The sequence below is a fragment of the Paracoccus seriniphilus genome (assembly GCF_028553745.1).
In the GTDB taxonomy this organism is placed as follows: Bacteria; Pseudomonadota; Alphaproteobacteria; order Rhodobacterales; family Rhodobacteraceae; genus Paracoccus; species Paracoccus seriniphilus.
In genome coordinates this window covers 225,227-239,985 of sequence record NZ_CP067132.1, presented here as the reverse complement: position 1 = coordinate 239,985, position 14,759 = coordinate 225,227, and the positions used below count along the sequence as shown (strand labels likewise).

Genomic DNA, 14,759 nt, shown 5'->3' with positions numbered 1-14,759 from the left:
CCTCACTCCTGACACATCTGCTTGTTGAGCGCGCGGATGGCCTCTTCGATGCTCAGCGTCGCGGCCTCCTCTCCAAGGGCTGCAGTCAGCGCCTGGCGCGTGCGCCTGCCCATGACGCCGTCATCGGTGCCGGGCTGAAATCCCGCCGCCGTCAAGAGCCGCTGCAGGGTCTGGACGGTCGATGTGCCGGGCTCGATCAACTGCAAGCCACATGGCTGGTCCGGAACCAACGAGGGGCCATTCTGGATATTCGAGGCCCTTTCGGCGGCGGTTTCGGTGGGTTGTTCCAGCACCGGGTCGGGAATGGCCGCGGGGCGATCCGCTTCCGGATCGTTGCCGCTGGCCGGGGTCCGGGTGCCATCCGTCGCCTGCTGTTCTGCCGAACGCTGCACGCCGGCCGCAGTGGCAATCGCAGCGACCGAGTCGATACTGCGTTCAGGATCGGTGATGCCGACATCCAGGGGCAATCCGTCGTTGGCCAGATGGGCCGGCCGCGAGAAATCGGCGCTGCTGACAGGCTGTCCCAGCAGGCAACGCCCCAGTGCCTCGGCAATGGGGCCTGCCGAAGCGTCGGGCTGACCTTCGGTCGATATCTCGCAACTCTCGGCACCAGCTTCGCAGATCACCGCGATTTGCCAGCTTGGCGAGTCATGGCGATCGGTGAGCAGCGCGGAATAATCGCTGGCGATCTGATAGGCATAGCCAGCCACCCGGCCCTCTTGCCAGATGCCGGGATAGCGCGCGGTCGGCACATCCGAAGTTCGTCGCTGGACATTGACCGCGCCCGGCAGAGCGCGGTCGAAATTGCTGCCGACACAGGGTTCGGCCAGGGCTGTCACGGGCGCAGCCAGAAACAGGACAATGGGCAGCAACAGGGCTTTCATGGCACGACCCGCATCAAGGGCCCTGTTGCCTTGAAGGCCAGGGCGGCCAGAACGACGGCATTGGTGTTTGCGGTGGTCGAGCCGTTCACCTCGCCGGTTTCTTCATAGATGCCCTCGGGCCAGCCCTTTTCGGGGTCGGCAAAGGCCTCGACCGCATCGACCAGTTGGGTGGTATAATCGGTCCCAAACAGCGCGTCCCAGCCAAAGGCAGCCTTTGTTGCCAATGTCCTGCGGCTGTCGATCCGCTCGCCCGTGAAGGTCATCACTGCCCAGGGAGAGCCTCCGCCCCAGACCGTCGAATAGGCGAAATAGGGGGCCTCGGCCAGATGGCTTTCGGTCACGGCGGTCAGCTTGCCGGTCTCGGCATGTCGGGCCTCTTGCGCGCGATAGATCGCGGTTGCAAAGCGATGCGAGCGATCATCAAAGCCGAATTCCAGCCCGTCGAAGAGATAGGGTTCGCTGACGACGAAAGCCGGGGTGGTGGCGCGATGCAACCGGCTGTCGACCGGGATCGGCTGTCCTTCGACCTGCTTGACCATCAGATTGTCCTCGACCTCATAGGCGCGATAGACATCATAGCCGAACAGCATCATCGCCTTTGCAGCATATTGTTCATAGCCGACGCGGCCTTCCTGGTTCCTGCGAACTTCGCCCGCAGTGACATTGGTGCCGATCAACTCGCCCCCCTGCACCATCTGATCCAGTTGCCAGTGGTTCAGCAGCTTTTCGACCTCACCAGCCAGTTCCGGGTGATTGCGCTCGACCAGTCCCAATGTTCCCACGATCCGGGCCACATCCAGTGCTGACCAGCCAAGGCCCAGTTCCGAAGGTTTGTTTCCGTAATCGACCAGTTCCAGGGTGCGGGTCTGATAGGCCTTGTTGGGCAGGGTGTCCTGAAACAGCCGCAGCGACTGAAGGCTGGACAGAACCCTGCCCAGACGCGCTTCGGCTTCGGCGCGGTCGATCAGCCCAAGACGTTCGGCGGACAATACGGCGACGATATAAGACCCGGTTTCCCACATGGTGGTCGAGGGATAATTGTGGACCGAATTGGCCAGCCCGGTTTCCTCGTCGACATTGTTCTGGAAATAGGTCCAGGCGATGCGCGCATGTTTCATGTCGCGCTCCGAGCTTTCGCCACGGATCGCCAATGGCAGAGGGCTGAGGGATTCGAAGGGTTGCATCAGATCCTGTGCCATGTTTCGGGTCGAGTCTGGCTCAGGCTCGCCCAGGGTTTCAAGCCACAGGACCAGCAGCAATCCCGCGATCAATGCGCAGATCATCACGATATGGCCGCGCGCGCGCAGAAGGTTCTGACGAAAGCTCATGCCGGTGCCTCTTGAGTGGATGTCGGGGGCTGCCACAGGGCGGCATAGATCATGCCTGCCATGGCCGCGCAGTTGTTCAGACCCCAAAGTGCATTGGTGACGACGCCGGTCAGGGTATGGGGCGTGCTGCCGATGGCCAGCGCGCCAATGGCCCAGACGAGGCCGAGCCCGGTCATCACCAGCACCGCGATCTGTGGCCGGACAAGGGACAGGAAGCGACCCGTTTGCCGGTCCTTTGGTGTCACGGGGAAGGAGATCTTTTCACCGCGCATCACCGCCCAGATCGCGCGCAATCCGACCGGGAAGAAGGACAGATAGCTGGCCTTGGAGGCATAGCCCGATATCCCCCAGGTGCCGACCATCATGCTCAACTCCATGAGGATCATGAAAGGGATCACATGGGCGAAGAAATCATTGGAATAGGCCGAAACCGGCGCGATCCCCGTGAACAGATAGATGGCCGGGGCGAACAGAAAGACGACATTCCAGATCGCGCCCAGATAGGAATAGAAGGTAGACCCATACATCAGACGCTGGGGCAGGGTCAGCCCCGGACGAAACAGCGAATTGTCGTTGAACATGATGTCCAGCGATCCGCCCGCATATTTGTAACGCTGGATGGTCCAGGTCAGCAGGTCCTGCGGCGACAGCATCTTGGATTCGACATAGGGGTGTTGCCAGCTCTTCCAGCCGCGCTCGCGGTCGGAATGCAGCACGATCGAGGTATAGATGTCTTCCGAGACGTGAAAGCGGTAAGGCGTCAGCACCTCGGTCTCGACGGCCTGTGTGCGGATGGCGTCCATCAGTTCCGGCGAGACGCGGCGTTCGCGGCTTTCCAGGGTGATTTCCTCTTCGGCGGCAATCACCCGGCGTTCGACATTGTCGCCAAAGCTGCGCAGCGCGGCCTCCATCACCGCCTCGCGCCGGTGGATCGAGCCTGCTCCGCAGCAGAAGGCCGCATTGACGCGGTTCCGCCGACGCAGGATCACATCATAGAACATCTGCGGATCATTGACGAAAGGATCGGCGCCAACGCGGTATTCGCCGAAGATGCGCTGGAACGCGCGCCCCAGCCGTCCCCCGAGCTGGCCGAAACGGGATGAAAGCACCTCGGGCAGCGGCTGGCCTTCGGGCAGATCGTAAAACCATTGCGGCGTCTGGACCCAGGCCATTTTCGGATCCCGGAAATAACCAAGGGTGCGGACCAGCATGGTTGGAAAGGGTCGCGTGTCCGCATCGCAGATGACGATCAGATCGCCCGAGGTCTGCTCCATCGCGTTGCGCAGATTTCCTGCCTTGAAACCCTCGTTGCCGTCGCGGGTAATATAGCCCACGTCCTCTTCTTCGGCCACGGCGCGCATCTCGGGGCGTTTGCCGTCATCCAGCACATGAATGTGGATGTCGATCGGATGGGGGTAATCCATCGCCTTGGCATCCAGAATGCCCAGGCGGACCAGTTCGGGTTCTTCATTATAGGTCGCAAACAGCACATCGACCGCGATGGGGCGCCCCGGATCCGGGTTGTCGGGGTCGATCTGCTCCACGGTCGCCGGTGGGTCGGGGAGGGTCACCGGCTGATCCTGCCAAAGGTTGTAGACGAAGAGCACCAGACCCACGAAAGCGCAGGTTTCCGCCAGGGCCAGCGCGACCGCGAACCACATGGCATCGGGGTTCAGCGAGCTGGTCCAGCGCCAGTGGATATACCATGCTCCGACGACCAGCGTCATGACGGCCAGGAATTGCCACAGCATTTCCCGCAGCCGGGAATAGGGCAGAGGCTCGGGCGGGCGGCGGTGTTCGAAGGCGCGGAAATAGTCGTCCATCATGGCATCGTCATCCTTGTCCCGCCGTGCGGTGGCGCATTTTCCAAGGGGCGACCCCCAGCCCGATCGTCCAGGCCATGGGCTTGGTGCGTTCGATCAGCTTTGCCAGTGCAAGGGCCGCTGGCAGGACCACCGCGAAACGCAGGATCACCAGCATTGCGGGTGACAGCAGTCCGGCCAGCCCGCTCTTGTAGGCCATGACGTCGAAGAGGTCGATCAGCAGCGGATGCACCAGATAGACGCCAAAGGTATAGCGCGCCAGATGTGACCAGCGCGGCGACCAATCTGCATATTGGCGGCCCATGAACAGGCTGAACATGAACAGCGGCATCAGAAAGTGACCGTAATAGTCCCAGCCCGAGCGCAGCCCCCATTGCCCGGTGAACAGGGCGGTGCCGAAGAAGGGCATTGTCGACAGATAGGCGATGGAGGCGAAATAGAAGGCGCCACGCCGGATCAGTTTGGATTCGCCGCGTGGCAGACCGTCACGCCACAGGGAATACAGCGCGAAGGCCGCCAGTCCATAGCCGACATAGCCCCAGATCTTGGTGATCCGCACCAGATAGTCACGCGCCAGCGGCGAGATATCCAGCCCCCACAAGAAGGCCTGCGCATGATCCATAGCGCCAAGCGTGGCAAACAGGCTGACCCCCAGAAGCGGAAAGCGCATGGCAAGCCGCATGACCGGATAAAACAGGAAGATTGCAAAGAGCGTGGGCAGGAAATGCATGTGATACTGCGATTTGCCCAGCAGGAAGAATGCCACCCAGGTGTCGGTCTGGGTCAGCTGCTCCAGATATTGCGGGGCATAGCCGAAGGCCTGAGCCTTCACCAGACGGAACAGCGCGTAGAACACCGTCCAGAAAGCAAAGGGGACCAGCAGCCGCTCGGCCTGCGTGGTGATGGCATCGCGATAGGTCGGGCGGCGCCGGTCGATGCGCAATGCCATCAGGAACAGCGAGAAGAAAAAGAACATCTCCGAGCCGGAAAACTCGCCCAGAGATCGCAGGAAAACCGGAACGATACGCTCGCCCACCGTCGCATCGGGAAAGGGGCGGCCGCTGAAATCGGTGGTGCTGTGTATCAGGACGACGCCAACCGCCGCGAAGACGCGGTTGGCGTCGAACCATACCATGCGCGAGGATCTGCCACTCATGGCGTGCTGGTCCGGTTTGCCCGGCAGGCAGCGGGCAGGATGACCCGCGGTTCGGGCTTGGCAAAGCTCTGCTCCTCGGGGCGGCAATCGGTAGCGGCGATACCGGCGTCACGATCCAGCGGACGGCAATATTTGAACTCTTCCCAGGGCACGGTCGGCTTGATCTCGATCTGATCGGCACAGGCACAGCAGGTTGCTTCGACCACCATCTTTTCGGGCAGGCATTTGTTGGTGCGGATATCGCTGCCCGAATAGGCCATGTCCCAGAAGCTGGTATTATCGTTCTGGAACTTCATGATAGGGCCCTGCACCTTGTACAGCAGGGCGGCCAGAATGATGCCGTTGTTGTTCGCGGTGCGCAGCGGGATATAGCCGTTGCCGTTTTCGTATAGGCCCTCGTAGAAGCCGCCGTCAGGTTCGGACAGGTCGGCGACGGTTTCGAACAGCAGATCGGTATAGGGCACATCCCACAGCGCCCACATGCCGATGGCGGCCTTGGCGGCCACGGCGGCACGGTCGGGCTGATAGACTCCGCTGGGGTCCAGCGTATTCCACGGATAGCCATCCGCGAAGATCGAGTCATAGACGAAATAGGGTTTGCCTTCGACCTGATGCTCGGAACGTGCGGTGATGATGCCGGTGGATTCGAACCTGCGCTGCTGGACAAGGAAAATCCGGTGCGCGAATTCGGCCCGCCACCCCTGCGAGGCCACCTGCGGCCCGTCGGGGTCGGGGATCGGCAAATCCCATCCCATCTCTAGCCCGTCCAGCAGATAGCTTTCCGTCAGCACATAGTTCTGGTTGTGGAACACGCGTGGATCTCGCCCGTCATAGGGCACATCGACATCATAGATCTTGGTATAGGCAAGGGGATGCGGGTCCAGCGCGCCATCGACGTCAAAGCCCCACAGCGCAAAGCCCTTGGCGGCATATTCCTCATATCCCAGCCGGCCTTCCTGCACGTAGCGGGTTTCGTCATTACCGCCGAGGATCGACCCGAAAAGCCGTCCGTCATCTGCCACGATATTGCAGAAATTCCAGCGCAGCGGGATATTGTCGACACCATTGGCCAGATAGGGATAGCGTTCCTTGAGGATACGCAGCCAGACCAGCATGCGCCCGATGTCCAGCACCGAAAAGCCGACCTCGCCCGGCTGGTTGGCATAGTTCACCTTGGCGCCGCTCTGGGTGTTGTAAACCTTGTTGGGCGCTTCCCCCCGGAACAGGTCCAGGTTGCGCAGGGTTCCGATCAGCTTGGTGGCGCGCTTGTCGAATTCACGTTTGTCGATAATGCCCAGCTCGTGGGCCGAAACCAGCGCGCTGATGTAAGAGGCCGTGTCCCACATGGTCGTCGAAGGATAGGACCCGACGGCATTCACCAGACCGGTATCTTCTTGATAGCTTTTCTCGAAATAGCTCCAGGCGGTGCGGGCCATCTGCATCTCGCGCTCGGTCAACGCACCGTGCCGGCCGAAAAATTCGCCCGAACTGGGCGCGCGTGAGAACAGCAGGTCGCGGCGCGATTGCAGTGCCGCGGCGTCAGGGTCGGGCGGCAGAAGATCCGCGATCGGGGTGTCGCCGGGGAACAGCGCGTCTGCACGGTCCAGTTCCGTGCTTGCGGTGGTTTCGCTGTCGGTTTCCTGCGAATTGGCGGGAAAGCTGACCTCGTCGATCACGAATACGGCTGCGATGAGAGTTGCCAGAACGGCAAGGCCAGGACGTTTCATGCCTATCCTCCTGAATGTGGCGACTCGGCGCCGGATAATTCTTGTTCAAGTAATGTGCTGATTTCCGCGTGAAGCAGGCGGATCTGCGACAGAAAGGCGCGCTGCTGATCCGGGCTGGGATCACCAAGACGCTGGCGTTCCTGCAAATCGCGTCCGCTTTGCGCCAGGCTGGAACATCCGACCGTGTCCACGATGCCGACAAATGAGTGCAGGGCGCGGCGACGGTCTTCGTCCTCGGGCTGACCCGGCTTGTCGAACACCGCAAGATGCCGTTCCAGATCGGATAATGCGGCCTTCAGCAGCGAGGGCAGGATTTGCGGCCCCAATTCCTCGCGCAGTTCATTGACGCGCTCGTGCAATTCCTCGGGCTGGTTGAAACGCTCGGGGGGCAGGGGGGCCGGCTGCGCGGCGGGCGAAACCGGCAGCCCTGCGCGGTGACGCCGGATGGCCACGATGATTGCCAGAATGGGCAGCACCGAGGCAATGGCCGCATATATCCACAGTTGACCGCTCATGCGATGCTGTCCCGGTTGAAGATCAGGATCAACTGGTTCTTGCCATGAGCGGGGTTGAAGACGACCTCATCGGCCAGGTGGCTGATCAGAGAGAGCCCGCGGCCACTGTCGTTCATCGGGTCGATATCGCCCAGTTCGGCCACATCCTGATACAGATCCTGCGGACTCTGGGCACCGGCATCGACGATTTCCAGGCGGACCTGTGTCGCGTCGGATTGCGCCGAGACATGGATGACATCGGGCGTGCCCGATGCCAGCGCGTGTTTGACCGCATTGGTCAGGGCTTCGGCCATGGCGATTTCCACCGACATCAGCCTGTCCTCGGAGAGAGCGCCGGACAGTTCGGCAATCAGCAGCGGAACGACGCGGTCGACCTCGGCCTGATCGGGCGACATGTCCAGACGATAGGTCATCCAAAGCGCTCCTTCATGGCTGTCAGTGCCGCGTCTCGATCGCGATGAATGGAGAAAACCCGGTCCATATGGGTGATCCTGAACATCTTTTCGACGCCCCCGGACAGGCCGCATATCGCGACCTCGCCCCGGTTGCCGATCCGTTTCAGCACGCCGACCATGGCCCCGATTCCCGACGAGTCGACGAAGCTGACATCGGCCAAATCAACCAGCAGGCGGTCCTCGCCCTGTGTCACAAGTGCGATTACCTCGTCGCGGAACATTGTCGCATTCGCTGCGGTCAGCCGTTCCGCGCCCGGCTCGATGACACAGATGCCGTCCTCGGCACCGGTATGAGCCTTGATCATTCTTTCAGTCTCCTTTCGCAAACGAGGACGCTGAGGTCATCGTCAAGTGTCGCGCCCTGACGCCACTGCGTCAGCGCCTGTACCAGATTGTCGGGGATGGCCGAAGGATCCGCAGCCCGTTGGCGGATCGTGGCAATGACCCTTTCGTCGTCGAAGGGCTCTCCCTCGAGGTTTTCGGCCTCATGCGCACCATCAGAGACCAGAACCAGGGCCTGTCCGGGCCGGAAGTCGATGCGATGGCTTTCGAACTCCATCCCGGCGACCAGCGCAACGGGGAACCCGCCCTCTCCGATCAGGTGGCATTCGCCCGAACGCTGCGCCAGAACCGGCGAGGGATAGCCCGCCTGACAATAGTGCAGGACATTGGCCTGATGGTCGAGGACGCCGCAGAACATCGTGAAATAGTCGTTGCTGGACTGGTCGAAGAAACGTGCGTTCAGGCTGTGCACCAGACGGGCCGGGTTGATGTTGCCATCCGTATCGACAACCTGCTGTCGGAAATGTTCGGCCGTCAACAGATGCCCAAGCGCCACTGACAGCAGGGCGGCGTTCACGCCATGACCGGCCACATCCACCGCGTAAAATGCGGTCAGGCCGGGTGCCAGTTCGTAATAGGAATACATGTCGCCCGACAGGATGTTGGACGGCACGAAGGCCGAATGAAAGGCGCAATCGGCGACCTCGGCATGTGCCACGGGCAGCAGACGGCGCTGCGCGGTGGCGGCGGCGCGAATGTCGTCCTCGATCTGCTCCTTCGCGCGCGAGATGGCCTCGTTGCGTTCGGCGAGCAATTGTTCGTGGCGCAGCAGGCGGCTGACGCTGCGCACCCGGGCGGTCAGGCTGGCCGTGTCCAGCGGTTTTGCCATGAAATCATCGACGCCAGACTCCAGCGCCTTTTCACGTTCGCGCCGTTGGTCGCGACCGGTCACCATCAGGATGTGAACATAGCGGTCGCGGTTTTCCTGCCGGACCTGCCGTGCCAGCTGGTGGCCGTCCAGCCCCGGCATGTCCAGATCGCAGATCAGCAGTTGCGACCCGATTTTGCGCACCAGGTCCAGCGCTTTCAGACCGTCCTCGGCCTCCAGTGGCTCATAGCCTAGCTTGCGCAGGACGGCCGAAGTATAGGTCCGCTGCACGGCGTCGTCATCGGCGACAATTACCGTCGGACAGGCGGAACCCTGAATTGGCGCGTCTGTGAGGCCTTTGTATTCCACACGTTCCTCGCGCATGACCGAAATGAGCAAATTCAACCTTAAGTGAATGAGGCAAAAACTCAATGCTACTGTGGTTTTTTCCCGTCTTCCGTGTTGAATATGCCGCGTCGGCCAGCAATCATTGGGCCTGCAACAGATTCGGTGATTTCGGCACCTGACTGCCAGGCCCATGCCATCCCGAAACGGGCTTTCGGCGTGCGGAAAGGGCGTTTGATCCGCCCGTTGTGAGCACAACCAAAGGCTGTATCCAGAGCGCCCCGCAGAAATGGCGTCTGGCATGAAAACGGATTCCGCTATAGAGAATATGATGTTGGATCCGTCATGCGGTCAGCGTGAATTGCAGGCTGAGGGGCGGGCAAAGCAGCGGTGCTGTGTCAGCACTTGCCTTGAAATCGTCTTTGGTATACTGCGGCATACAATTAGCCGCCGCCGTTCGCCGGTCGCCTTGTCGCCCGGTGTTCCAGCCTAAGCCAACATTGACCGTAGGGATCGCCATGAGCTTGTACAGCGAGTACTTGAAAGAAATCGAAACGCGGAAGGGCGAAGGGCTGCATCCCAAGCCCATTGATGACGGTGCACTGGTTCACGAACTGATCGCCCAGATCGAGGATGAAGCGAACCCTGATCGCAAGGATTCGCTGGAGTTCTTTATCTACAACACCTTGCCCGGCACCACGAGTGCCGCAGGCGTCAAGGCGGCCTTCCTGAAGAAGATCATTCTGGGCGAGGCCGTGGTTGCAGAGATCACCCCGGATTTCGCTTTCGAACTGCTGTCCCACATGAAGGGCGGACCCTCGGTCGGCGTGCTGCTGGACCTTGCATTGGGTGATGACGCTGCAATCGCGCAACAGGCCGGTGATGTGCTGAAAACCCAGGTCTTCCTGTATGAAGCCGATATGGAACGTCTGGCGGCGGCCCTGCGTGAGGGCAATGCTGTCGCCCGCGACATTCTGGAAAGCTACAGCAAGGCGGAATTCTTCACCAAGCTTCCCGATGTCGAGGAAGAGATCAAGGTCGTGACCTATATCGCCGCCGAAGGCGATATCTCGACCGATCTGCTGTCGCCGGGCAATCAGGCGCATTCCCGTTCGGACCGCGAACTGCACGGCAAATGCATGATCTCGCCCGAAGCTCAGGCCGAGATCGAGGCGCTCAAGGCGCAACACCCCGACAAGCGCGTGATGCTGATTGCCGAAAAGGGGACGATGGGCGTTGGCTCCTCGCGGATGTCCGGTGTCAACAACGTCGCACTGTGGACCGGCAAGAAAGCCAGCCCCTATGTGCCCTTCGTCAATTACGCTCCGGTCGTGGCTGGCACCAACGGCATTTCGCCGATCTTCCTGACCACGGTCGGCGTGACCGGCGGCATCGGGCTTGACCTGAAGAACTGGGTGAAAAAACTCGACGCGGACGGCAATGTGGTGCTGGACGAGGATGGCAACCCGGTTCTCGAACAGAAATATTCGGTCGAGACCGGAACCGTTCTGACCATCAATACCCGGGACAAGACACTGTGCAACGAGGCCGGTGACGAGGTTCTGGTTGACGTTTCCTCGGCCTTCACACCGCAGAAGATGGAATTCATGAAGGCGGGCAGTTCCTATGCCGTGGTCTTTGGCAAGAAGCTGCAGACCTTTGCCGCCGAAACCCTGGGCGTGACCCCCGCGCCGGTCTTTGCCCCCTCGAAAGAGGTTTCGATCGAAGGTCAGGGCCTGACCGCCGTCGAAAAGATCTTCAACAAGAATGCGGTCGGCGTCACCGATGGCAAGACCCTGCACGCCGGTTCGGATGTGCGCGTCAAGGTGAATATCGTCGGATCGCAGGACACCACCGGTCTGATGACGGCACAAGAACTGGAGGCCATGGCCGCCACCGTCATCTCGCCCACGGTGGACGGGGCCTATCAGTCCGGCTGTCACACCGCATCGGTCTGGGACAAGAAGGCGCAGGCCAATATTCCGCGGTTGATGCAGTTCATGAACAGCTTTGGCCTGATCACCGCGCGCGATCCCAAGGGCGAATATCACGCCATGACGGACGTGATCCACAAGGTGCTCAACGATCTGACGGTCGATGACTGGGACATCATCATTGGCGGTGACTCGCACACCCGGATGTCAAAAGGCGTGGCCTTTGGCGCGGACTCGGGCACCGTTGCTCTGGCGCTGGCCACGGGCGAGGCGACCATGCCGATCCCGGAATCGGTGAAGGTGACCTTCAAGGGAACCATGAAGAGCTACATGGACTTCCGCGATGTTGTTCACGCGACCCAGGCGCAGATGCTGAAGCAATTCGGCGACAACGTCTTCCAGGGCCGCGTGATCGAGGTCCATATCGGCACGCTGTTGGCCGATCAGGCATTCACCTTCACGGACTGGACGGCCGAGATGAAGGCCAAGGCCTCGATCTGCATCTCGCAGGATGAAACCCTGATTGAATCGCTCGAGATCGCCAAGGGCCGCATCCAGATCATGATCGACAAGGGCATGGAAAACGAGGCAGGAACCCTTCACGGGCTGATCGCCAAGGCTGACCGTCGCATCGCGGAAATCCGCTCGGGCGAAAAGCCTGCGCTGGCACCCGACGACAATGCCAAGTATTTCGCCGAGGTGGTGGTCGACCTGGATCAGATCGACGAGCCGATGATCGCCGATCCCGATGTGAACAACGCCGATCCCTCGCGCCGCTATACCCATGACACGATCCGTCCCGTTTCCTACTATGGCGGTGAAAAGAAGGTCGATCTGGGCTTCGTCGGATCCTGCATGGTGCACAAGGGAGACATGAAGATCGTCGCCCAGATGCTGAAGAACCTTGAACGCGATCAGGGCAAGGTCGAATTCAAGGCTCCGCTGGTGGTGGCCGCGCCGACCTATAACATCATCGACGAGCTGAAAGCCGAAGGTGACTGGGACATCCTGCAGAAATATTCGGGCTTCGAGTTCGACGATCTGTTCCCCAAAAGCTCGGCACGCACCGAATACGAGAACATCCTTTACCTTGAACGTCCGGGCTGCAATCTCTGCATGGGCAACCAGGAAAAGGCCGCCAAGGGCGATACGGTTCTGGCAACTTCGACGCGGCTATTCCAGGGGCGTGTCGTCGAGGACTCCGCCGAGAAGAAGGGCGAGTCGCTGCTGGCTTCGACCCCGGTCGTGGTGTTGTCCGCGATCCTTGGCAGAACCCCCAATGTCGATGAATACAAATCGGCTGTCGAAGGCATCGATCTGACCAAGTTTTCCCCGGTCACCGACAAGCCCGCGACGGCACAATCGGTTCATTTCTAAGACCGGACCCGTCTTGTGAAAATCGCGACATGCCGCGTCCTCGTGACGCGGCATGTTTCGTTCCGGGTGTGGCTCGTTCGGCTGGCTTCGGACGGCATTTCGATGGACCATGACATCCTGTACGATCTGTTTCGGGACAGATATTCCGCGCGTCTGCCGGTTTGGCGCTGGTCATGCCAGATACTGGCATGGCCGGTTTGGTGACAAAGTCACTGAACGCGACCGGTCCGACGCATATACAGAATTTATCGTGAAAGCTGGTGCTGCTGTCGCGATGTGCACAGTCGCCGGAAGTCACTTGGGCTGCGCATGTCCGGGCCTGGCCCTGACCGGTCTTGAGAATCATCGCCAGGGAGGAATTGAATTTGACTTTGGACAGCAAGCGCATTTCGGCGCGACTTTCCGTGTCGGCGCAGATCGCGCCCGAGGATGTGGCAAAACTGAAAGCGCAGGGCTATCGCGCGATCATCTGCAACCGTCCTGACGGTGAAGGTGCTGATCAGCCCAGCTTTGCCGAGATTGACGCCGCCGCACGCGAAAACGGTCTTGAGGCACGATATATCCCGGTCGTTGGGGGCAGGGTCAGCGACGAGGATGCCGCCCTGTTCGCCGCCGCGCTGGAGGAGCTGCCGGGGCCGATATGTGCCTATTGCCGCAGCGGCACGCGCTCGGCCACCTTGTGGTCGCTGTCGCAGGCGACGAAATTGCCGACCGCCGATATCCTGGCGGCGACGCAGAAGGCCGGATATGACATGAGCGGGGTCGTGCGCCGGATCGCCAATGGCGGCAAGACCCCGACCGACAGTGCCGACGCCAGCCATGATGTCGTCATCGTCGGAGGCGGGGCGGCCGGGATCGCCGCCGCTGCCAGCCTGAAATCGCGCAAGCCCGATCTTGACATTGCGCTGATCGATCCGGCCGATGTTCACTATTATCAGCCCGGCTGGACGATGGTGGGCGGCGGCATATTCGAGCCGCAGCAGACCGCCAGGACCATGGCCAGCCTGATCCCCAAGGGGGTCAACTGGATCAAGGCCGCGGTCGCGGCATTCGAGCCTAGAGAAAACGCGGTTGTGCTGGAGGGCTGCCGTATCGTGAAATACGGACGCCTGATCGTCTGTCCGGGGCTGAAGCTTGATTGGGGCAGAATTGACGGCTTGATCGAGACGCTTGGCCAGAACGGCGTTACCTCGAACTATCGCTATGATCTGGCGCCATATACCTGGGAACTGGTGTCCGGTCTTCGGCAAGGCCGGGCGATTTTTACCCAACCGCCGATGCCGATCAAATGCGCGGGTGCCCCGCAAAAGGCCATGTATCTGTCATGTGATGCCTGGTTGCGGCGTGGCGTCCTGAAGGACATTGACGTCAATTTCAACAATGCCGGTGGCGTGTTGTTCGGCGTCAAGGAATATGTCCCTGCGCTGATGGATTATGTCCGGAAATATGACGCGCAGCTGAACTTTTTCCATAATCTGATTGCCGTGGACGGCAAGGCCAAAAAGGCCGTGTTCGAGGTAAGGGAGCCTGAAAAAGAGGTGCGTCAGGTCGAAATGGAGTTCGACATGATGCATGTCTGCCCGCCCCAGTCGGCACCGGATTTCATCCGGGTGTCGCCCCTGGCGGATGCGGCGGGTTGGGTCGACGTCGATCAGGCGACATTGCGCCACAAGACATATGACAATATCTGGAGCCTTGGCGACGTGATGAATGCGCCCAATGCCAAGACGGCCGCTGCCGCGCGCATTCAGGCGCCGATCGTGGCGGAAAATGTCATTGCAGATATCGCCGGAGGCTCGGCCGTGGCGCAATATAACGGCTATGGCTCCTGCCCGTTGACGGTCGAGCGGGGCAAGATCGTGCTGGCCGAATTCGGCTATGGCGGAAAGATGCTGCCCAGTTTCCCCAAGGCCTTCATCGACGGCACCAAACCCTCGCGCGCGGCGTGGTTTCTCAAGGAGCGCCTGTTGCCACCGATCTATTGGCGGGCGATGCTGCGCGGACATGAGTGGATGGCAAAGCCTTCCCCCGCCGAGAAACCCGGAACCTGAGTCGCCGCCGCAAT

At 60.8% G+C, this 14,759-nt stretch carries 11 protein-coding genes; 2 read left to right on the top strand and 9 right to left on the bottom strand.

Features of this window, described 5'->3' with window-relative positions:
* Nucleotides 1-2: 2 nt before the first annotated feature.
* From JHW44_RS19545 to JHW44_RS19505, 9 genes are read right to left on the bottom strand one after another with little or no spacing between them, the layout of a single operon-like run.
* Complete coding sequence (locus JHW44_RS19545; protein ID WP_089344170.1) at nt 3-884, bottom strand: peptidoglycan-binding domain-containing protein; 882 nt, start codon at nt 882-884, stop codon at nt 3-5.
* A complete protein-coding gene (locus JHW44_RS19540; protein ID WP_089344169.1) occupies nt 881-2,212 on the bottom strand; it encodes a DUF3131 domain-containing protein in 1,332 nt (443 codons plus the stop codon). Before JHW44_RS19540 ends, JHW44_RS19545 begins: the two co-directional genes overlap by 4 nt.
* The gene (locus tag JHW44_RS19535; protein ID WP_089344200.1) at nt 2,209-4,035 is read right to left on the bottom strand and encodes a glycosyltransferase; all 1,827 of its coding nucleotides are present in this window, start codon (nt 4,033-4,035) and stop codon (nt 2,209-2,211) included. The genes JHW44_RS19540 and JHW44_RS19535 overlap by 4 nt, the downstream gene beginning before the upstream one ends.
* A gap of 10 nt (nt 4,036-4,045) precedes the next feature.
* The gene (locus tag JHW44_RS19530; protein ID WP_089344168.1) at nt 4,046-5,191 is read right to left on the bottom strand and encodes an acyltransferase; all 1,146 of its coding nucleotides are present in this window, start codon (nt 5,189-5,191) and stop codon (nt 4,046-4,048) included.
* The gene (locus tag JHW44_RS19525; RefSeq protein ID WP_245847041.1) at nt 5,188-6,918 is read right to left on the bottom strand and encodes a DUF3131 domain-containing protein; all 1,731 of its coding nucleotides are present in this window, start codon (nt 6,916-6,918) and stop codon (nt 5,188-5,190) included. Before JHW44_RS19525 ends, JHW44_RS19530 begins: the two co-directional genes overlap by 4 nt.
* A gap of 2 nt (nt 6,919-6,920) precedes the next feature.
* Nucleotides 6,921-7,433: a hypothetical protein gene (locus JHW44_RS19520; RefSeq protein ID WP_089344167.1), complete on the bottom strand. Its 513-nt coding sequence runs from the start codon at nt 7,431-7,433 to the stop codon at nt 6,921-6,923.
* On the bottom strand, nt 7,430-7,846 hold the full coding sequence (locus tag JHW44_RS19515; protein ID WP_179217698.1) for an ATP-binding protein: 417 nt from the start codon (nt 7,844-7,846) through the stop codon (nt 7,430-7,432). Before JHW44_RS19515 ends, JHW44_RS19520 begins: the two co-directional genes overlap by 4 nt.
* On the bottom strand, nt 7,843-8,193 hold the full coding sequence (locus JHW44_RS19510) for an STAS domain-containing protein (RefSeq protein ID WP_089344165.1): 351 nt from the start codon (nt 8,191-8,193) through the stop codon (nt 7,843-7,845). The genes JHW44_RS19515 and JHW44_RS19510 overlap by 4 nt, the downstream gene beginning before the upstream one ends.
* Nucleotides 8,190-9,329, bottom strand: a complete 1,140-nt coding sequence (locus JHW44_RS19505; protein ID WP_179217697.1) for a fused response regulator/phosphatase — start codon at nt 9,327-9,329, stop codon at nt 8,190-8,192. The genes JHW44_RS19510 and JHW44_RS19505 overlap by 4 nt, the downstream gene beginning before the upstream one ends.
* Before the next feature lie 572 nt (nt 9,330-9,901).
* Here JHW44_RS19505 and JHW44_RS19500 point away from each other — a divergent pair.
* Complete coding sequence (locus JHW44_RS19500) at nt 9,902-12,694, top strand: bifunctional aconitate hydratase 2/2-methylisocitrate dehydratase (protein ID WP_089344163.1); 2,793 nt, start codon at nt 9,902-9,904, stop codon at nt 12,692-12,694.
* A 371-nt stretch (nt 12,695-13,065) separates the two neighbouring features.
* Entirely contained in the window at nt 13,066-14,745 is a 1,680-nt protein-coding gene (locus tag JHW44_RS19495) for a bifunctional protein tyrosine phosphatase family protein/NAD(P)/FAD-dependent oxidoreductase (protein WP_089344162.1), read from the top strand.
* Nucleotides 14,746-14,759 lie beyond the last annotated feature (14 nt).

Bases quoted from the DNA above. Each gene is read 5' to 3' on its own strand.
- JHW44_RS19545 (WP_089344170.1), bottom strand. From the start codon at position 884: ATGAAAGCCCTGTTGCTGCCCATTGTCCTGTTTCTGGCTGCGCCCGTG.
- JHW44_RS19540 (WP_089344169.1), bottom strand. From the start codon at position 2,212: ATGAGCTTTCGTCAGAACCTTCTGCGCGCGCGCGGCCATATCGTGATG.
- JHW44_RS19535 (WP_089344200.1), bottom strand. From the start codon at position 4,035: ATGGACGACTATTTCCGCGCCTTCGAACACCGCCGCCCGCCCGAGCCT.
- JHW44_RS19530 (WP_089344168.1), bottom strand. From the start codon at position 5,191: ATGAGTGGCAGATCCTCGCGCATGGTATGGTTCGACGCCAACCGCGTC.
- JHW44_RS19525 (WP_245847041.1), bottom strand. From the start codon at position 6,918: ATGAAACGTCCTGGCCTTGCCGTTCTGGCAACTCTCATCGCAGCCGTA.
- JHW44_RS19520 (WP_089344167.1), bottom strand. From the start codon at position 7,433: ATGAGCGGTCAACTGTGGATATATGCGGCCATTGCCTCGGTGCTGCCC.
- JHW44_RS19515 (WP_179217698.1), bottom strand. From the start codon at position 7,846: ATGACCTATCGTCTGGACATGTCGCCCGATCAGGCCGAGGTCGACCGC.
- JHW44_RS19510 (WP_089344165.1), bottom strand. From the start codon at position 8,193: ATGATCAAGGCTCATACCGGTGCCGAGGACGGCATCTGTGTCATCGAG.
- JHW44_RS19500 (WP_089344163.1), top strand. From the start codon at position 9,902: ATGAGCTTGTACAGCGAGTACTTGAAAGAAATCGAAACGCGGAAGGGC.